The sequence below is a fragment of the Kitasatospora sp. NPDC056651 genome, from assembly GCF_042792155.1.
Taxonomy (GTDB): domain Bacteria; phylum Actinomycetota; class Actinomycetes; order Streptomycetales; family Streptomycetaceae; genus Kitasatospora.
In genome coordinates this window covers 34558-51297 of the sequence record NZ_JBHTWX010000045.1, presented here as the reverse complement: position 1 = coordinate 51297, position 16740 = coordinate 34558, and the positions used below count along the sequence as shown (strand labels likewise).

Here is a 16740-nt window from a genome sequence, read left to right as displayed (position 1 = left end):
CTGACCCCCGCAGGTGCGGGGAGGACAACCCGAAGCCGCCGGCCTTGGTGGGGGTGGTCGGCTGACCCCCGCAGGTGCGGGGAGGACCCTTTTTGACCTGGGGTGATGTGGCGGGTTTGCCATTTCTTTGCAAGGCCTGGTGCGTTGCGGCTTCACGTGTCTCGATGCCACAGTGGAGTTGTTGAGGTGTCAAAGGTCGCGCTAATCATTCCACGTGTCGTCACCGTTGGGCTGCGCGAAGGCTGGCGGCGGCTTTGTCTCTCCCGGACCGTCGTGGTGTCGGTGGCGTGTGCTTGGGTGTGACGACCTGCTATTCGGCCTTGATGACATCGACTGGGCCGCCCTGGGGCACGCCTACGGGAACGCGGCGGACGTGCCCGGCCTCCTGCGGGTGGCCTGCGGGGCCGACAAGAAGGCGCGAGAGGATGCCTTCCGGAGTCTGTTCGGCAACATCTTCCACCAGGGGACGCGATACTCGTCCTCCCCGTACGCGGTGCCGTTCATTGTCCGGATCGCCGTTGACGGTCCGCCGTCCGCGCGGGTGGACGCGCTGTGGTTGCTGACCCGGCTGGCCGTCGACTGGCACGACGCGTACGACCTGCCGCTGGGTATCGACACCGCCGCCTGGCGGGCCGCCGCAGTCCCCCACGAGACGCGTCTCCGCTGGTATGAGGAGCAGCTTGCCGCCGAGACGGACGAGCGGCGTCGCGAGGGGCTCAGCGAGATGCGGGACTACGCGGCGGCCGGCCATCCGATCGACAGCCGCGAGGGCGCGCTGCGCTCCTACGACGCCGTCCGCGCCGAACTGCCCCGGCTGCGCCCGCTCCTGGACGATCCGGACCCGAAGGTCCGCACCCGCTCCGCCTATCTACTGGCCTGGTTCCCCGAGGAGGCCACCGAGAGCCTGCCGCTTCTCGTCCGCCGCGTTGCGGTCGAGCGGGATCTGAAGACGGCGGCCACCGTGCTGCTCTCCGTCGGGCTGCTCGGGAACCCGGGGCAGGCCGAACTACTGGTGCCCGGGCTGGACGCGGAGCACCCGCTGATTCGGTGGGCGGCGGCCACGGCCCTGGCGAGGCTGTTTCTGCTCCCGAGTGAGTCGCGGCTCGTCGACGGCCGGTTGCTGGAACGTGTTCTCGCGGAGCTTGTCGCGGCCTCGGCCGCGCCGGTGCCCGAGCCAGGTACCGACCACGACAGTGACGACCTCCACCGCTACACCTCCCGCACCCTCTTCACCCTCAGAGGCCTCGCCCCGGACGACGGCCGGCTCCTGACCGGAGTTGCCCACTGCCTCCGGTTCATTGACATCCTTGCCCTCAACGACCTCGCTCCGAGCCTGCTGCGAACCGAGTTCAAGCCGGTCGGGGATGGCGAAGGCGCTGTTGCCTTCGAGGACTTGGCGCCTGCCTTGCAGGGCGTCCTGCACGCGGTGGCCGAGCGGATTCCCGGCGACTGGTACGACAACTGGCTCACCGGCTCGAAACTGCGGGATGCCCTGGCCGCCCTCGGACTGCCCGACACTGCCCCCGCGCTGCGCGCCTACGCCGGGCTCCCCATCGAGGAGCCCGCAAGCGGCGACCTCTACCGCCGCCCCGGCCGGCAGAAGGGTGGGGGAGATTAATCAGGGCCGGGACGGCGGCTCGGCAGATCCGGCCTGTGACGGAATCAAGGAGCCATATCGCCGCCTGGTCGGCCGTCAGGTGGCAACGAGTGAGGACGGTGTCCCCGAGTCAGGCCGGGTGACCCCCGCAAGTGCGGGGAGAATGAGACGTTCCTCGTTGCGACCTTCAAGGACGGCGGCTGACCCCCGGGTACAGGGAAGAGGACTCGGTGGTCTCGGTGACCCGCATGCACCACGGCTGACCCCCGCTGGTGCGGGGAGGACTTCGAGGCTGGCCACGGCATCGCAATGGCCACCGGCTGACCCCCGCAGGTGCGGGGAGGACACCACCGCGACGAGCACGAACACCAGCGCCCCGGGCTGACCCCCGCAGGTGCGGGGAGTACTCCGTGGGGCGTGGTTCGGGCTGCTCCAGGGGCGGCTGACCCCCGCAGGTGCGGGGAGGACGTAGAGCAGGGGGCCGTCGGGGATCGGAAGCGCGGCTGACCCTCGCAGGTGCGGGGAGGACGCGCCCGTGGTGGTGGGCGAGGTGACCGCCGACGGCTGACCCCCGCAGGTGCGGGGAGAACTCGGCGACCTTCGCGGCGAGTTCCTCGGCGCGCGGCTGACCCCCGCAGGTGCGGGGAGAACGGAGGAGGCAGATCAGATCACCGATCATCATGTGGCTGACCCCCGCAGGTGCGGGGAGAACCACGAGCACCAGTGGAGCCTGCTCCAGAAGTACGGCTGACCCCCGCAGGTGCGGGGAGAACGTCACCCGGGCCGACGCCGCCGCCGCGATCGCCGGCTGACCCCCGCAGGTGCGGGGAGAACGAGCTGAGTTCTCGGGCGGTGTCCTGCTGAAGCGGCTGACCCCCGCAGGTGCGGGGAGAACCCGAACGTCTCGGCCGCCGAAGCAGGCCCTGAACGGCTGACCCCCGCAGGTGCGGGGAGAACTGCGAGGTCAGGCCCTGGACGTAGAGCAGCTCCGGCTGACCCCCGCAGGTGCGGGGAGAACGTGTGCGCGCCACCTGCGACAGATGGCCCACACGGCTGACCCCCGCAGGTGCGGGGAGGACAGCGGCTCCATTTCCATTACCCGGGCAGGCTCCGGCTGACCCCCGCAGGCACGGGGAGGACCCGATGACCTGACCGTGTCGATCGACGGGCACCGGCTGACCCCCGCAGGTGCGGGGAGGACCTCGCCGCCCTGCGGTTCTGGGTGAACGAGTTCGGCTGACCCCCGCAGGTGCGGGGAGGACCGGCCGACCAGCTGCAGCTCGGCGACGATCTCCGGCTGACCCCCGCAGGTGCGGGGAGGACCAGGCGAGGGTCGCGATGACCAGCTCGGCCGGCGGCTGACCCCCGCAGGTGCGGGGAGGACCCCGACTACCGGCACATCCTGCCCACCCTGGCCGGCTGACCCCCGCAGGTGCGGGGAGGACCCCACCCCGCGCTCGCGGTGGCGTTGCGCGCACGGCTGACCCCCGCAGGTGCGGGGAGGACACCAAGCGCCCGGCCAAGCTCGACAAGTTCCGCGGCTGACCCCCGCTGGTGCGGGGAGGACCGACTCCTGGACGACCTGTCCGAGACCGGCGACGGCTGACCCCCGCTGGTGCGGGGAGGACGGCCTGGAGGGCTCCACCACGATGGAGCACCACGGCTGACCCCCGCTGGTGCGGGGAGGACGTCACCCGGGCCGACGCCGCCGCCGCGCTGGCCGGCTGACCCCCGCTGGTGCGGGGAGGACCCTTCGTGACCTGGGGTGATGTAGCGGCTTTGCTGTTTCTTTGCCAGGGCGTCGCCGCCCCAAGTGGGTGGACGACGGTTGGGAGTTGTTGAGGTGTCAAAGGGCCAGTGCATCGTCCCACATGGCGGTGCGGGTGGTGGCCGAGGTGGGCGTCCGGAAGCCCGACTCGGCCACCGAGGCGGGCCCGACCGCCCGGCTACTTGGTGAGGCGGGACCAGTCCGCAGGCTGCGCCGGGTCGAGTTGGCGGAGCTTGTCGAGGACCTTCGGGTCCTGGGCGTCGAGCCAGTCGGCGACCTGGCGGAAGGAGACGCAGCGGACGCCGTCGCGCTTGCAGACGGTCTTCATCACGTCCTCGATGGCCTGCATGTAGATGCCGCCGTTCCAGTTCTCGAAGTGGTTGCCGATGAACAGCGGGGCGCGGCTGCCGTTGTAGACGCGTTCGAAGCCGGCGAGGTAGCTGTCGCGGGTCTCCTTCTCCCAGGCGTCGTACTTCTTGGGGTCGCCCTTGGTGCTGTCCCCGGACTGGCCGGCCAGGAAGTTGAAGTCCATGGAGAGGCCCTGGGTGGACTTGCCCGGGTAGGGCAGCATTTGGAGTGGGAAGTTCCAGATGCCGTCCTTCTTGTTGGGCCAGACCTGGAACTCGCCGGGTGAACTGGCGTCGTAGCGGAAGCCCTTGGCCTTTTCGGCCACCAGCAGGTTCTTCTGGCCCTCCAGGCACGGGGCGCGGCCGCCGACCAGTTCCTTGGTGAAGTCGAAGGGGAGGGAGGGGAGGTCCTTGTAGCCGGTGTTGGTCTTCCAGTTGGTGACGAAGGAGATCGACTGGTCGAGTTCGCTCGTCCACTCGTCCGTGCTCCAGTCGCCACCGCCCTTGGCGCCGCAGAAGTGCCCGTTGAAGTGGGTGCCGATCTCGTTGCCGTCGAGCCAGGAGAGCCGCAGCTGCTCCAGTGTGTCCTTGATGTGCGGATCGGTGGCGAAGTCGATGGAGGCCTCGCCGGGCTGGTGCTGGGGCGGGTGGTAGAGGCTGCCCTTGGACTTGGGGAGGACGTAGAGGCCGGTCAGGAAGAACGTCATCTGGGCGTTGTTCTCCACTCCGAGCTTGCGGAAGCGGGAGAACTGGCGCTCCTCGCCCTCCAGGGCGCCGTCCCAGGAGAAGACGACGAACTGCGGCGGCTTCTCGCCGGGTTTGAGCTTCTCGGGCTTGGGTGGCTGCTTGGGCTGGGGCCCGGTGTCGGAGGTGGAGCCGTCGCCGAGGATCTTGACCTGACCGTCCCAGGTGGGGGTGGGTGCGGGTGGTGGCGGGGCGGGGGTCTCGGCCGGGCCGCTGGTGGCGGGGGCGGCGGAGCTGGTGTCGCCGGCGGTCGTGGGTCTGCTCGACGTGCTGGAGCATCCCGTCGCCAGGGCGGAGGCTCCGAGGACCCCCATTGCCAGCAGGATGGCCGAGCCGCGAGCAGGTCGCACCGGACCCCCGTTTCTCTGATCTCTGATCAGGACATGTCCGAAAGACGATCGGTGAATACGATCATCAGAACACTTTTGATCGATGTCTGTCGAGGCGGGGCCGGTGCGGCTGCGGTGGACGCCGAGTCGGGATCAACTCCCTTGCGTCACAAGGAATCTGGCGGTGAGGAGTGAAGGAGTCGGTGGAACGCCCGGGCGGCGTCGACGGTGTACCAGCGCTCGATGCGCTCCGGGGCGCGGGCCACGCGCAGGTAGTCGTGACGTTCGCGGTCCCAGATGCCCCAGCACTCCAGCAGGCGGAAGTGCGGGCTCCTGGAGTCGATCAGGCGGACCTCGAACCTGTCGTCGGCGGTGGCGGCGTCGGGCATCACGCGCACCGCCAGGCCGTCGCCACCTGGATGAAGGCGGAGGCCTTCTCCACGCGCTTGGCGAAGTCGTTGAACTCGCCGTCGATGGGGGAGATGGTCGCCTTGCTCGGGACGAGGATCGCGCCGGCCTGGCGGTCCTGGAGGCGCTGGAGGGCGGCCCGGAGCATCGGACGCCGCTCGGGCTCGGCGCGCGTGGTCTCGTCGTCCACGACGATCAGGTCGATGCCCCAGTTGAAGGCCTTGGCGTAGGCCTCGCAGGTGCGCAACTCGCGCTCGGGGAAGTGGGAGTGGGTCTTGGCCAGGTACATCACGACCTGGAGGCGGTCGACGGCCTCGATCCGGCGGGCGTTCATGCCTGCTCCTCTCCGTAATGAAACGGCTACCAGGGGTGCTCACTGTGCTCTAGGCTTGGGAGTCGTTCAACTTGTCTGCATCCCGAGTGGAATTGGATGTGAGCCATGAATCGCAGGGAGCTCGACCCGACGGCATCCCCTCGCGAGGCCTTCGGCGCACTGCTTCGCAGCTCGCGCGAGGCGTTGGGCTGGACGCAGGAGGAACTGGCCGAAGTCAGCGGGTACTCGGACAGCTACATCTCGGCGGTGGAGACGGGCCGCAAATCCACCAGCCTCGTGTTCGTCAGGGCCATGGACAAGGCGCTCGGGACGGGGCAGACGCTGGAGCTGATGTGGGTCGGGATGAGGCGCAGGGGGTTCCTGGAGGGTTTCCCGGAGCATGCTGCGCAGGAGGCGCGTGCGGCCGAGATCAGGATCTTCGAGCCGAACCTCATCCCTGGGCTGTTCCAGACCAAGGACTATGCCTTGGCGCGAGAAGCGGCGGCAGTTCAACGAGGCCGGAGCACGCCGGATCAGGCCGAGGAGCGAGTGAGGTTCCTCATGGCACGACAGCGGCTCCTCAAGCGCGCCGAGCCGCCAATCATCCATGCGGTGATAGATGAGAGCGGCATCCGTCGGCCGGTGGGTGGCGCCGCCGTCATGCGCGCGCAGCTTGAGCATCTCGCTGAGATCGCGACGAGGCCTCATGTGATCTTCCAGATCGCCCCGTTCAGCCTGGCGGAGCATGCCCCGTTCCGATCTGTGGTCACCTTGTTGACCTTTGCCGACCGTTCGGTGGTCGGCTATACGGAAGGCGCGGATCAGGGCCGCGTAGTGCGGGACGACAAGACTGTCCGGGCGTGGGAGAGGGACTACGATCGCTTTCGGGTGGAAGCGCTGGCCCGAACTGCGTCCCTCGACCTGACCCACAAGGCCAGAAAGGAACTCTGACTCATGAGTCGCCCCGACCTGTCCCGTGCTTGCTGGTTCAAGTCGTCCTACTCCGACAACGGCGGTACTTGCGTCGAGGTTTCGGCGGACTATCCCGGTGTGATCCCCGTTCGTGACTCGAAGGACCCGGAGGGGCCGGCGCTCGTCTTTCCGGCGGATGCGTGGCGGTCCTTCGTTGCGGCCGTGGTTGCCGGTGGCCTTGGCGCCGTCTGAGCAGGTTTCGAAGAACAGGAAGGAACTCCGGCCTATGAACCACCTTGATCTGTGTCGCACCTCCTGGGTCAAGTCCAGCTATAGCCAGAACGGTGGCAACTGCATCGAGGTCGCCCCGGGCTTCCTCGGCGTCATCCCCGTGCGCGACTCCAAGGACCCCGAGGGGCCGGCGCTCGTCTTCCCTGCCGCCGCGTGGCGGTCCTTCATCGCCGCCACGGCCGCCGGTGAGTTCGGCTCCATCTGATCCACGGCCTTCCCCGAGAGCCCCCGAGCGTTCAGTTCGGGGGCTCTCGGCATTGACACGGACGCCCCGCCGCTGAATGCTAAGCAAGCGCTTAGTCATCCATAACGCCAAGGAGCCGCCCGATGGCCGAGACCCCCGTCGACCCGCCCGGCCTGGATCTGGCCCGCCTCCGGTCCCACCTCGACCGCGAGCTGCCCGACACCCTCCACGGCCCGCTGCGCGCCGACCTCATCGAGGGCGGCCGCTCCAACCTCACCTACGTCCTCACCGACGGCGCCTCCCGCTGGGTCCTGCGCCGCCCGCCGCTGGGGCACGTCCTCGCCACCGCGCACGACATGGGCCGCGAGTACCGGGTGATGACCGCGCTGCGCGACACCGGAGTCCCCGTTCCCCGCACCCTCCTGCTCGACCCCACCGAGGACACCCTCGGCGCCCCCTGGTACCTGATGGAGTACGTCCCCGGGACTGCTCACCGGGACGCCGCCCCGCTCGCCGCCCTCGGCGAACCCCGGGTGCACGCGCTCGGGAGCCGGCTGGTCGAGACCCTCGCCACCCTGCACCGGATCGACCCGGACGACGTCGGCCTCGCGGACTTCGGCCACCCGGACGGCTACCTGGAGCGCCAGCTGCGCCGCTGGTCCAAGCAGCTCGCCGCCTCCCGCAGCCGCGACCTGCCCGACCTCGACCGGCTGCACGCCCTGCTCGCCGAGCGGCTGCCGGACTCGCCCGCGCCCGCCCTCGTCCACGGTGACTACCGTCTCGACAACGTCCTCGTCGACGACCACGACGCCATCACCGCCGTCCTGGACTGGGAGATGTCCACCATCGGCGACCCGCTCACCGACATCGGCCTCCTGGTGATGTACACCGAACTGGCCGGCGTCGGCGGCGGCATCATCCCCTCCGCCATGACCGCCCCCGGCTTCCCCAAGGCCGACGAGATCGTCGCCCGCTACGCCGAGCTGACCGGCCGCCAGGCCGCCGACCTCGACTGGTACGTCGCCTTCGCCTCCTTCAAGCTCGCCGCCGTCGCCGAGGGCATCCACTTCCGCTTCCAGCAGGGCCGCACCCTGGGCGCCGGCTTCGACCGCGCGGGCGAGATGGCCCCGATCCTCGCCCGGCACGGCCTGGGCACCCTCAAGGAGAACTGAGACCGATGGACTTCGCCTACGACGCCCGGACGAACGAACTGCGCGAGCAGCTGCTCGCCTTCATGGACGAGCACGTCCACCCCGCCGAGCCCGTCCTCGCCGCCCAGCTCTCCGACCCGGCCCGCGACCGCTGGGCGATCCCGCCGGTCGTCGCCGACCTCCAGGCGCAGGCACGCAAGCAGGGCCTGTGGAACCTGTTCCTGACAGGTGAGCACGGCATCCCCGGCGAGCACGGTGCCGGGCTGACCAACCTCCAGTACGCGCCGCTCGCCGAAATCACCGGCCGCAGCATCCAGTTGGCCCCGCCCGCGCTCAACTGCGCGGCCCCCGACACCGGCAACATGGAGCTGCTCGCCCAGTTCGGCAGCGCCGAGCAGCGCGAGCGCTGGCTGCGCCCCCTGCTGGACGCCGAGATCCGCTCCGCCTTCGCGATGACCGAGCCCGAGGTCGCCTCCTCGGACGCCACCAACATCGCCACCCGGATCGAGCGGCACGGCGACGAGTACGTGATCAACGGGCACAAGTGGTACATCACCGGGGCGATGAACCCGGACTGCAGGATCCTCATCGTGATGGGCAAGACCGACCCGTCCGCCGAGCCGCACCGCCAGCAGTCCATGGTGCTCGTCCCGCGCGACACCCCGGGGGTGACCGTCCGACGCGGCATGACGGTCTTCGGCTACGACGACGCCGACCACGGCGGCCACGCCGAGGTGCTGTTCGAGGACGTCCGCGTCCCGGTGGAGAACCTGATCGGCGAGGAGGGCACGGGCTTCGCCATCGCCCAGGCCCGGCTCGGCCCGGGCCGGATCCACCACTGCATGCGGGCGATCGGCCTCGCCGAGCGGGCCCTGGAGCTGATGTGCCGCCGGGCCGGCGAGCGGGTCGCGTTCGGGAAGCCGCTGGCCGAGCAGGGCGTGGTGCAGGACTGGATCGCCGAGTCCCGGGTGCGGATCGAGCAGTTGCGGCTGCTGGTGCTGAAGACCGCCTGGCTGATGGACACCGTCGGCAACCGGGGCGCGCACACCGAGATCCAGGCGATCAAGATCGCCACCCCGCGCACCGTCGAGTGGATCCTGGACAAGGCCGTCCAGACGTACGGCGCGGCCGGCGTCAGCCAGGACACCCCGCTCGCCCAGCTCTGGGCCGGCAACCGCACCCTGCGGCTGGCCGACGGCCCGGACGAGGTGCACAAGCGCTCGCTGGCCCGGCGTGAGCTGAGGAGGTTCCGGTAGGGGGGACGGGGGCGGGCCGCCCGCGCCCTCGACCGGGTCGCCCGCGCCCTCGATGGGGCCGCCCGCGCCCTTGACCGGGGCGACACGGCTGCGGGAGCTTTGCTGCCATGCGAATGCACTTCATCGGCGCCGACCCGCTGGGCGGCCCGGCCATGGTCTGGGTCAACCTGGACACGGGCGGCATCATCGTCAAAGGCCTCAAGGCCCTCCCCGAGGACCTGCGGGCCGCCCCGCCGCCCGGCACCGAGGCCATCGAGCTGCCGGACCGCATGAAGCCGATCCTCCTGGAGGCGGCCGAGTTCTCCCGGTCGCTCGGTCTGGACCGGGACTGACAGGCCCGTGCCCACGGCGCCCCTCGTCGACGCCACCCCTGAGCGACGCCGCCCCTCGACAGCGGTGACCCGTAAGGGTGTCATGCCCGGATATTCAGGGGCCGGTTGGCTCCCTGGGAGGACGGCCGCGACCCGCACCCGCCCGTAGTGTCCTGCGTGTTCGATCGATCGGAACACGGAGGACGACCATGGGCAATCCGGGACGGGCCGCGGTGGCGGTCCTGCTGGCGGCGGCGACGGCACTGGGCACGATCGCCGCGACCGGGGCGGTCGCGGCGGGGCCGGGGGACGCGGGCCCCGGGCGGCGGGCGCGGGCCTGGCTGCCGGAGCCCAGCGGGCCGTACCCGATCGGCACCACCGCGCTGCACCTCACCGACGCCGGACGGGAGGACCCGTGGCGGTCCGGGCAGCGGCGCGAGCTGATGGTCAGCCTCTGGTACCCGACCTCCCACCCGGCCGCCGGCGAGGACCGCGCCCCGTACATGGAGCCCGCCGCCGGGGCGCACTTCGACGGCCCGGACGGCGTCGCCCTGCGCAACTACGGCACCGCGCCCGGCCGCACCGACTGGTCGGCCATCCGCACCCACGCCCGCAAGGACGCCCCGGCGTTGCCCGGCGGCCCGCGCCCGGTCGTGTTGTACTCGCCCGGCCTCGGCGACCCGCGCACCTGGGGGACGGCGCTGGTCGAGGACCTCGCCTCGCGCGGCTACCTGGTCGTCACCGTCGACCACACCTACGAGGCCTCCGAAGTCGCCTTCCCCGACGGCGACCTGGCGACCTCGGTGTTCCCCGGGATGATCGGCACGCCCGGTCTGGACATCGGCGCGGTGCTGCGCAAGGCGCTGGACACCCGGGTGGCCGACACCCGCTTCGTGCTGGACCAGCTCGCCCGGCTCGGCGAACGGCCGGGCCTGCCCGCCGGGTTGGCCGGGTCGCCCGACCTCGGGCGGATCGGCATGGTCGGCCAGTCGGCGGGCGGGTTCACCGCGCTCCAGGCCATGCACGACGACCCGCGGATCGCGGCCGGCATCAACATGGACGGGCAGATGCACTTCCCCGGGCCGGACGGCCACGAGGGCGTCTTCCTGCCCACCGTCGCCGAGGACGGTCTGCACCGGCCGTTCCTGCTGATGGGCTCCGGGAGCGAGGAATCCGGCAACTACCGCAACCAGCCCGGCTGGAAGGCCCTCTGGCAGCACAGTACCGGCTGGCACGCCGACGTCACCCTCACCGGCTCCCGCCACGGCTCGTACACCGACGCCCAGTCGCTGCTGCCGCAGCTCGCCCGGCAGGGCGTGCTCAGCTCGTCCCAACTGCGGCAGGACGTCGGCGACATCCGCCCGGGCCGCGCCGAACTCGCCACCCGCTCGTACGTCGCGTCCTTCTTCGACCGCTGGCTGCGCGGCCAGGACGACCACCTGCTGGACGGGCCCTCGGCGCGCTTCCCGGAGATGGCGTACGAGCGGTAGGGGCCGGTGGAGACGGTTCGGCGGTCGCCGTACGTGACGGGGAAACGACCGATCCGGTACGGGTGTCGGCACCGGCGACTATCCTGATCGCCGTTCCGGGCGGTGAGTTCCGGATGGTGACCGGCGGGCGGCAGGGGAGAGCATGATCGACGTCGACAGGTACCTGGCCGCGCTGGGGGTGGACCGCCCGGCGGCCCCGACCGCCGAGGCACTGTGGGCGCTGCACCGGGCGCACGCGGAGCGGATAGCCTACGAGACCATCGACATCCACCTGGAGCGGCCGACGGGCATCAGTGCCGAGGAGTCCGTGGCCCGCATCCTGCGCGGGCGCGGCGGCTACTGCTTCCATCTCAACGGGGCCTTCAGCGAGTTGCTGACCGCCCTCGGCTACGACGTCACCCGGCACTGGGGCTCGGTGCAGGACCACCCGGACGACCCGGCGGGCGTGGTCGGCAACCACCTCACGCTCAGCGTGTGGCTCGACGGCGAGCGGTGGCTGGTCGACACCGGGCTCGCCAACATCCTGTACGAGCCGCTGCCGCTGCGCGAAGGCACCTACACCCAGGAGCCGTACAGCTACACACTGGCCCCGTCGGAGGCGCTGCCCGGCGGCTGGCGGTTCACCAAGGTGCCCGGCGGTGGGTTCACCGCGCTGGACTTCGCGACGGGCCCGGTGGAACTCTCCTCCTTCACCGAGGAGCACGTCCGGCTGTCCACCTCGCCGGAGTCCGGCTTCACCCGCGTCCTCATGGCCCAGATCCGCGACGCCAAGGGCGCGTACTCGCTGCGCGGCTGCGTGCTGCGCCGGATCGAGGCCGGGGGCACGGACGAGCGGACCATCGACTCGGCCGAGGAGTGGTTCGACATGCTGACCGGCGTGTTCCGGCTGGACCTGGCCGACATCGACGCCCCCGCCCGGGAGCGGCTGTGGCGGCGCGTCCGGACCGCGCACGAGCTGCGGGAGGCCGAGAAGTAGCCGCCCCGGACCCCGCCGCCGGACCCCGTCGCCGGACCTTAGCGGATCTCGGAGCCCGGGTTGGCCGCGTCCCACCGCTGCCGGGAGTCGACGATGGCGTCGTGGTGGTCGTACGACCAGTCCGTCATCGCCCGCACCAGGTGGGTCAGGCTGTGGCCGAGCGGGGTCAGCTCGTACTCCACCTGCGGCGGGACGGTCGGGTGGACGGTCCGCGAGACCACGCCGTCCCGCTCCAGGCGGCGCACGGTCAGCGTCAGCATCCGCTGGGAGATGCCCGGCAGCGCGCGCTGCAACTCGCGGAACCGCCGCACGCCCTGGGCGAGTTCGACGACGGCGAGGACGGACCACTTGTCGCCGAGGCGGTCCAGCAGATCGCGGATCCCGCAGTCCACGCCGTCCTCGCACCAGACCACCGGGCGGGGGGTGGTTACCGCGGTGTGCCCTGCTGACATGAAAGTGCCTCCTTACGCCGGACGCCCAGGCTATCGAGGATGGTCACGTCGCCGACGACCGATCGCGTCCGCCGATCACCCGTCGATCATCCCTGGAGGAACCCCATGCTGCTCGTCACCGGTGTCAACGGAGGACTGGGCGCGCTCGTGCTGGAGCGGCTCGCCGGACGCGAGGGCGTGGTGGCCGGCTCGCGCACCCCGGACCGCGTCCCCGCCACGGCACCGGCCGGAACGCCGGCCGGAACACCCGCCCGGCTGGTGGACTTCGACCGCCCGCGGACGCTGGCTGAGGCCTTCGCCGGCGTGCGCACCCTGCTGCTGATCTCGGCCGGCGCCGCCGAGGACGACGTGGTGATCGCCCGGCACGGCGCCGCGATCGAGGCGGCCGAGCGGGCCGACGTCCAGCACGTGATCTACACCAGCCTCTCCGGCGACGGCGACCACCTGCCCTACGCCCTCGCCCACCGGTGGACCGAGCGCCGGCTGCGCGAGTCCGCGACCCTGCGCTGGACGGTGCTGCGCAACGGCCTGTACGCCGAGTTCCTCGGGACGATCGCCGCGCCCGGCCCGGAGGGGGTGATCGGCGCCCCGCTCGGCGACGGGAAGCTCGCCGCGGTGGCCCGGGCGGACCTCGCCGAGGTGGCGGTGAACGTCGCCCTGGACCCGGGGGCCCACGCGGGCCGGACCTACGAGCTGGTGGGGGAGCGGGGGTTGGGCGGGGCGGAGGTGGCCGAGGCGCTCGGCGCCGAGTACCGGCCGGGCCGCCTGGCCGACGCCCGGACGGCGGCGGCGGCCTCGGACGCGCTGGACGTCCAGGTGCCGATGCTGGTGGGCACCTACTCGGCCATCGCCCATGGCTTCCTGGCCGGCCCGGGCGGGCCGGGCGACCTCGCCGCCCTGCTCGGCCGCGCGCCCCGCCCGGCCCTGGAGGTCATCGCCGCGGGGCGCTGAGCGCGCCCCTCGGGGTTCAGCCGCTCGGGGTCCGTCCCCTCGGGGTTCAGCTGCGAGGGGTGCAGCCGCGCGAGGCCATTCGCCCGGCGGTCACAGACCGCCGCCGAGGGTGACCCCGCCGTCCAGGACGAGGGTCTGGCCGGTGATCCAGCCGGCGTCCGGGGAGAGCAGGAAGGCGACGGCGCCGGCGATGTCCTCGGGGACGCCGAGGCGGCCGAGCGGGTAGGCCTTGGCGACCTTCTCCTCGCGGCCCTCGTACAGGGCCTCGGCGAACTTGGTCTTGACCACGGCGGGGGCGACGGCGTTGACCCGGATGCCCTGGGGGCCCAGCTCGGCGGCGAGTTCGGTGGTGAGCCGGATCAGCGCGGCCTTGCTCACGCCGTACATGCCGATGCCGAGCGAGGAGCGGATGCCCGCGATGGAGGCGACGTTGACGACCGAGCCGCCGTGCTCGCCCATCCAGGCGGCGTGCGCGCGGCGGGTCCAGGCCAGCGGGGCCAGCACGTTCACGGCGAGGATCTTGGCGGCGGCGGCCTCGTCGGTCTCCAGGACCGGCCCGTACACCGGGTTGATGCCGGTGTTGTTGACCAGGTGGTCGAGCCGGCCGAAGGCCTCCAGGGTGCGGGTGACCGCCTCCTCCTGGTGCGCCGGGTCGTCGGCCTTGCCCGCGACGGCGATCGCGTGGTCCGGGCCGCCCAGGTCGCGGACGGCCTCGGCGAGCGGCTCCGGGTTGCGGGCGGTGAGGCAGACCTGGGCCCCGCGGTCGACCAGCTCGCGGGCGATGCCGAGGCCGATGCCCCGGCTCGATCCGGTGACGACGGCCACCCTGCTCTTGAAGGAGTGCACCACGGATCGTCCTGCCTTTCGTGCGGGGATCGCCGCCAGCCGATGACTAAGCGCTTGCTCAGCATGCTGTCGATGCGGGAGCCTGTCAACAGTCCGCCGGCCTCGCCGAGCGCGACGGCCCGCCGGGTCCGCCCGTCGAACGTCCGTCCGGTCCGCGGGGCGCCGGGCGGGAATGCCTGTACGAGTTCTCTGGGAGGATGACGCCATGACCAGCACCCCGCTCGCCGACCTCTGGCCGACCCTGCCCGGCGCCGACGCCCGCCCCGAAGCGGCGTACCGGCTGCTCCAGGCCGCCGTCGAGTCGTTCGCGGAGCGCGGCTTCCACGCCACCACCACCCGGGACATCGCCACCGCCGCGGGGATGAGCCCGGCCGCCCTGTACATCCACTACCAGTCGAAGGCCGCGCTGCTCGCCGAGATCAGCCAGGCCGGGCACACCGCCACACTGGCCCTGGTGCGCGACGCGGCGGCCGGACCGGGCGGCCCGGCCGAGCGGATGCGCCGGCTGGTCGAGCAGTTCACCGCCTGGCACGCCCGGGCCCGCACCGTCGGCCGGGTGGTCAACTACGAGCTGCACGCGCTGCCCGAGGACGCCTACGCGGTGGTCGCGACGCTGCGCCTGGACATCGAGCGCGAGGTCAGCGCGCTGATCGAGGAGGGCGCGGCGGCCGGCGAGTTCCAGGTGGCCGAGGTGCGGACGGCGGCCCGGGCGGTCACCTCGCTGGGGATCGACGTCTCCCGCTGGTACACCGGAAACTCCACCGAGGTGCCGGAGGAACTCGGCCGCCGCTACGGGGAGTTGGTGCTGCGGATGCTGGGCGCCCGGGTCTGAGCCGGGAAGCCGCCCGATCCGCCCTTGACCTGCTCGCGGGGTGCGAGCAGACTCGTATACGAAGTACGTGTCCCTCGTACGTGTGCCTCGTACGCATACGGCGCCGCAGCCCGGCGCCGCCCGGCCCGGACAGACGGACGGACCCCCGCGCGGCCCAGCGCCGCGCACCCCAGCAGCACCCCTCCCGCGGCGGCCACGCCCCCGACCGGCGGCTCCGACGGGAGCAGACCCCGACCCGGGCCGGTCCGGCCGGCCGCGCCAGTGGGCCAGTGCGGCCCGGCGGCGCGGGGACGGCGCGCCAGACGCGCCCGGCGCGGCCCGGGTGGAGGGAGAGGGGAGGCGCAGTGATGCCTCTCCGGCAAGCCGGACCCGACCGACGGCCGAGTTCCGACCGGCGGCCGAGTTCCGGCCGGCGATCGAGCCCCGACCAACCACCGAGTCCCAACCGGCGACCGACCCCCGACCAACCACTGAGCCCCGACCGGCGATCGAGTCCGGTCCGTCCCCGCTTCTGGCTGGAGACGGCCCTCGGCGGGCTGTCCGGGCTCCTGTTCCTGCTCACCCTCCTGTGGCCGCAGTGGATCGAGACGCTGCTCGGCCTCGACCCGGACGCCGGCAGCGGCACGGTGGAATGGCTGGTGGTCGCACTGGCGGCCGCCGTCACCGCCGCCTGTGCGCTCGGCGCGCGGTTCGAGTGGCGCCGGGAGCGCCCGGCCCCGGCCCTACGGCCCGGTGACCGGATCGGAGGGCCGTCATGACCGGCACCGCACCCGCCGCCGCACCCGCTACCGCACCCGCTACCGCATCCGCCGCCGCCGCACCCGCCGCCGCGGCCCGGCTGACCGAGCTCGTCCGGAGCGCGCCGCTGAGCTTCCTGGGCACCGTCACCCGGGTCGGCGGCACCTCGCTCGCCGCCGTCCCGGCCGAGGCCAGGAACGAACGGACGGCCGTGGTCCGGGTGGACCAGGTGCTGCACGCGCCCGACGCCTTCCGGCAGCTGGGCGGCAGCGAGATCACCGTCCAACTGGCCGCCGACGCCGAGCTGTTGAAGGTCGGCGACGCGGCCGCCTTCTTCACCCGGGGGATGGTCTACGGGGAGGGCCTGGGTGTCACCGAGGTCGGCAGGCTGCCGGTCGAGGCCGTACGCCCGCACGTCTCGCTCGCCGCCACCACGGCCGACGAACTGCCCTTCTCCTCGGTGCAGCGGGAGATCCGTGACCAGGACCTGGCCGCGCACGCCGACGAGGCGGACGCCGTCGTCGTCGCCACCGCGGTCGGCCTGGAGGATCTCGGGCTGCCGGAGTACTCCGAGCACGCCCCGCACTGGTGGCGCGCCACGCTCGACGTCTCGCACGTCGAGTCCGGCGGGCTCACCCCCGGACGGACCACCGTCCTCTACCCGAGCAGCGGGGACGTCCGCTGGAGCCGGGTGCCCAAACCGGTGCCGGGACAGCTGGGCCTGTGGCTGCTGCACGCCACCGAGGGCGACCTGGCCGCCCGGGCGCCGTACCGGCTGCTCGACCCCGACGACTACCAGCCGGCGCAGAAGCTCGCCGTGCTGCGGGAACGGAGGTGACCCGGC

Annotated in this window: 18 protein-coding genes and 2 CRISPR repeat arrays (1 of these 20 only partly in view); of the genes, 13 read left to right on the top strand and 5 right to left on the bottom strand. The window is 72.1% G+C overall.

The genetic code is table 11. The annotated features are described in order from the left end of the window. Positions 1–87: direct repeats of the CRISPR family, unit length 28 nt (it extends 369 nt beyond the left edge of the window). Between the two features lie 127 nt (positions 88–214). Continuing rightward, positions 215–1618, top strand: a complete 1404-nt coding sequence (locus tag ACFRAR_RS19235) for a hypothetical protein (RefSeq protein ID WP_380699297.1) — start codon at positions 215–217, stop codon at positions 1616–1618. 176 nt (positions 1619–1794) lie between these two features. Then, a CRISPR array of direct repeats spans positions 1795–3347; the repeat unit is 28 nt; unit sequence GGCTGACCCCCGCAGGTGCGGGGAGAAC. A gap of 196 nt (positions 3348–3543) precedes the next feature. Here ACFRAR_RS19235 and ACFRAR_RS19230 read toward each other — a convergent pair. The 3 genes from ACFRAR_RS19230 to ACFRAR_RS19220 all read right to left on the bottom strand — a co-directional run bounded on the left by ACFRAR_RS19230 (position 3544) and on the right by ACFRAR_RS19220 (position 5527). Further along, positions 3544–4770, bottom strand: a complete 1227-nt coding sequence (locus ACFRAR_RS19230; protein WP_380699296.1) for a hypothetical protein — start codon at positions 4768–4770, stop codon at positions 3544–3546. Positions 4771–4952: 182 nt separating this feature from the next. Then, positions 4953–5174: a hypothetical protein gene (locus ACFRAR_RS19225; protein WP_380699295.1), complete on the bottom strand. Its 222-nt coding sequence runs from the start codon at positions 5172–5174 to the stop codon at positions 4953–4955. After that, positions 5174–5527 carry a hypothetical protein gene (locus ACFRAR_RS19220; protein WP_380699294.1) on the bottom strand — a complete coding sequence of 118 codons (354 nt, stop codon included), beginning with the start codon at positions 5525–5527 and terminating at the stop codon, positions 5174–5176. Before ACFRAR_RS19220 ends, ACFRAR_RS19225 begins: the two co-directional genes overlap by 1 nt. A gap of 105 nt (positions 5528–5632) precedes the next feature. Between ACFRAR_RS19220 and ACFRAR_RS19215 the strand changes: the two genes are divergently transcribed. The 8 genes from ACFRAR_RS19215 to ACFRAR_RS19180 all read left to right on the top strand — a co-directional run bounded on the left by ACFRAR_RS19215 (position 5633) and on the right by ACFRAR_RS19180 (position 12077). Next, the gene (locus tag ACFRAR_RS19215; RefSeq protein ID WP_380699293.1) at positions 5633–6457 is read left to right on the top strand and encodes a Scr1 family TA system antitoxin-like transcriptional regulator; all 825 of its coding nucleotides are present in this window, start codon (positions 5633–5635) and stop codon (positions 6455–6457) included. A 3-nt stretch (positions 6458–6460) separates the two neighbouring features. Then, on the top strand, positions 6461–6670 hold the full coding sequence (locus ACFRAR_RS19210; RefSeq protein ID WP_380699292.1) for a DUF397 domain-containing protein: 210 nt from the start codon (positions 6461–6463) through the stop codon (positions 6668–6670). 34 nt (positions 6671–6704) lie between these two features. Next, a complete protein-coding gene (locus ACFRAR_RS19205) occupies positions 6705–6914 on the top strand; it encodes a DUF397 domain-containing protein (protein ID WP_380699291.1) in 210 nt (69 codons plus the stop codon). A 122-nt stretch (positions 6915–7036) separates the two neighbouring features. Continuing rightward, the gene (locus ACFRAR_RS19200; protein WP_380699290.1) at positions 7037–8065 is read left to right on the top strand and encodes a phosphotransferase family protein; all 1029 of its coding nucleotides are present in this window, start codon (positions 7037–7039) and stop codon (positions 8063–8065) included. A 5-nt stretch (positions 8066–8070) separates the two neighbouring features. Next, positions 8071–9300: an acyl-CoA dehydrogenase family protein gene (locus ACFRAR_RS19195; protein ID WP_380699289.1), complete on the top strand. Its 1230-nt coding sequence runs from the start codon at positions 8071–8073 to the stop codon at positions 9298–9300. A gap of 107 nt (positions 9301–9407) precedes the next feature. Next, positions 9408–9632 carry a hypothetical protein gene (locus ACFRAR_RS19190; protein WP_380699288.1) on the top strand — a complete coding sequence of 75 codons (225 nt, stop codon included), beginning with the start codon at positions 9408–9410 and terminating at the stop codon, positions 9630–9632. 188 nt (positions 9633–9820) lie between these two features. Further along, the gene (locus ACFRAR_RS19185) at positions 9821–11101 is read left to right on the top strand and encodes an esterase (RefSeq protein ID WP_380699287.1); all 1281 of its coding nucleotides are present in this window, start codon (positions 9821–9823) and stop codon (positions 11099–11101) included. 142 nt (positions 11102–11243) lie between these two features. Further along, a complete protein-coding gene (locus ACFRAR_RS19180; RefSeq protein WP_380699286.1) occupies positions 11244–12077 on the top strand; it encodes an arylamine N-acetyltransferase in 834 nt (277 codons plus the stop codon). A gap of 38 nt (positions 12078–12115) precedes the next feature. On the opposite strand, the gene ACFRAR_RS19175 is transcribed toward ACFRAR_RS19180, so the two are convergent. Then, positions 12116–12529, bottom strand: a complete 414-nt coding sequence (locus tag ACFRAR_RS19175; protein WP_380699285.1) for a winged helix-turn-helix transcriptional regulator — start codon at positions 12527–12529, stop codon at positions 12116–12118. Between the two features lie 105 nt (positions 12530–12634). Here ACFRAR_RS19175 and ACFRAR_RS19170 point away from each other — a divergent pair, with 105 nt between their 5' ends. Next, entirely contained in the window at positions 12635–13480 is an 846-nt protein-coding gene (locus tag ACFRAR_RS19170) for an NAD(P)H-binding protein (RefSeq protein ID WP_380699284.1), read from the top strand. A gap of 90 nt (positions 13481–13570) precedes the next feature. On the opposite strand, the gene ACFRAR_RS19165 is transcribed toward ACFRAR_RS19170, so the two are convergent. Further along, positions 13571–14329, bottom strand: coding sequence for an SDR family oxidoreductase (locus tag ACFRAR_RS19165; protein WP_380699282.1), 759 nt, complete (start codon positions 14327–14329; stop codon positions 13571–13573). 202 nt (positions 14330–14531) lie between these two features. Here ACFRAR_RS19165 and ACFRAR_RS19160 point away from each other — a divergent pair, with 202 nt between their 5' ends. From ACFRAR_RS19160 to ACFRAR_RS19150, 3 genes are all read left to right on the top strand, one after another. Further along, a complete protein-coding gene (locus ACFRAR_RS19160; RefSeq protein WP_380699280.1) occupies positions 14532–15158 on the top strand; it encodes a TetR/AcrR family transcriptional regulator in 627 nt (208 codons plus the stop codon). A 347-nt stretch (positions 15159–15505) separates the two neighbouring features. Continuing rightward, on the top strand, positions 15506–15916 hold the full coding sequence (locus tag ACFRAR_RS19155) for a hypothetical protein (protein ID WP_380699279.1): 411 nt from the start codon (positions 15506–15508) through the stop codon (positions 15914–15916). Further along, a complete protein-coding gene (locus ACFRAR_RS19150) occupies positions 15913–16734 on the top strand; it encodes a hypothetical protein (protein WP_380699278.1) in 822 nt (273 codons plus the stop codon). Before ACFRAR_RS19155 ends, ACFRAR_RS19150 begins: the two co-directional genes overlap by 4 nt. Positions 16735–16740 lie beyond the last annotated feature (6 nt).

What these genes read in the sequence shown, in the direction of transcription:
- ACFRAR_RS19160 (WP_380699280.1), top strand. Translation starts at nt 14,532, where the DNA reads ATGACCAGCACCCCGCTCGCCGACCTCTGGCCGACCCTGCCCGGCGCC.
- ACFRAR_RS19200 (WP_380699290.1), top strand. Translation starts at nt 7,037, where the DNA reads ATGGCCGAGACCCCCGTCGACCCGCCCGGCCTGGATCTGGCCCGCCTC.
- ACFRAR_RS19225 (WP_380699295.1), bottom strand. Translation starts at nt 5,174, where the DNA reads ATGCCCGACGCCGCCACCGCCGACGACAGGTTCGAGGTCCGCCTGATC.
- ACFRAR_RS19230 (WP_380699296.1), bottom strand. Translation starts at nt 4,770, where the DNA reads ATGGGGGTCCTCGGAGCCTCCGCCCTGGCGACGGGATGCTCCAGCACG.
- ACFRAR_RS19210 (WP_380699292.1), top strand. Translation starts at nt 6,461, where the DNA reads ATGAGTCGCCCCGACCTGTCCCGTGCTTGCTGGTTCAAGTCGTCCTAC.
- ACFRAR_RS19175 (WP_380699285.1), bottom strand. Translation starts at nt 12,529, where the DNA reads ATGTCAGCAGGGCACACCGCGGTAACCACCCCCCGCCCGGTGGTCTGG.
- ACFRAR_RS19155 (WP_380699279.1), top strand. Translation starts at nt 15,506, where the DNA reads ATGCCTCTCCGGCAAGCCGGACCCGACCGACGGCCGAGTTCCGACCGG.
- ACFRAR_RS19190 (WP_380699288.1), top strand. Translation starts at nt 9,408, where the DNA reads ATGCGAATGCACTTCATCGGCGCCGACCCGCTGGGCGGCCCGGCCATG.
- ACFRAR_RS19150 (WP_380699278.1), top strand. Translation starts at nt 15,913, where the DNA reads ATGACCGGCACCGCACCCGCCGCCGCACCCGCTACCGCACCCGCTACC.
- ACFRAR_RS19170 (WP_380699284.1), top strand. Translation starts at nt 12,635, where the DNA reads ATGCTGCTCGTCACCGGTGTCAACGGAGGACTGGGCGCGCTCGTGCTG.
- ACFRAR_RS19185 (WP_380699287.1), top strand. Translation starts at nt 9,821, where the DNA reads ATGGGCAATCCGGGACGGGCCGCGGTGGCGGTCCTGCTGGCGGCGGCG.
- ACFRAR_RS19195 (WP_380699289.1), top strand. Translation starts at nt 8,071, where the DNA reads ATGGACTTCGCCTACGACGCCCGGACGAACGAACTGCGCGAGCAGCTG.
- ACFRAR_RS19220 (WP_380699294.1), bottom strand. Translation starts at nt 5,527, where the DNA reads ATGAACGCCCGCCGGATCGAGGCCGTCGACCGCCTCCAGGTCGTGATG.
- ACFRAR_RS19215 (WP_380699293.1), top strand. Translation starts at nt 5,633, where the DNA reads ATGAATCGCAGGGAGCTCGACCCGACGGCATCCCCTCGCGAGGCCTTC.
- ACFRAR_RS19180 (WP_380699286.1), top strand. Translation starts at nt 11,244, where the DNA reads ATGATCGACGTCGACAGGTACCTGGCCGCGCTGGGGGTGGACCGCCCG.
- ACFRAR_RS19205 (WP_380699291.1), top strand. Translation starts at nt 6,705, where the DNA reads ATGAACCACCTTGATCTGTGTCGCACCTCCTGGGTCAAGTCCAGCTAT.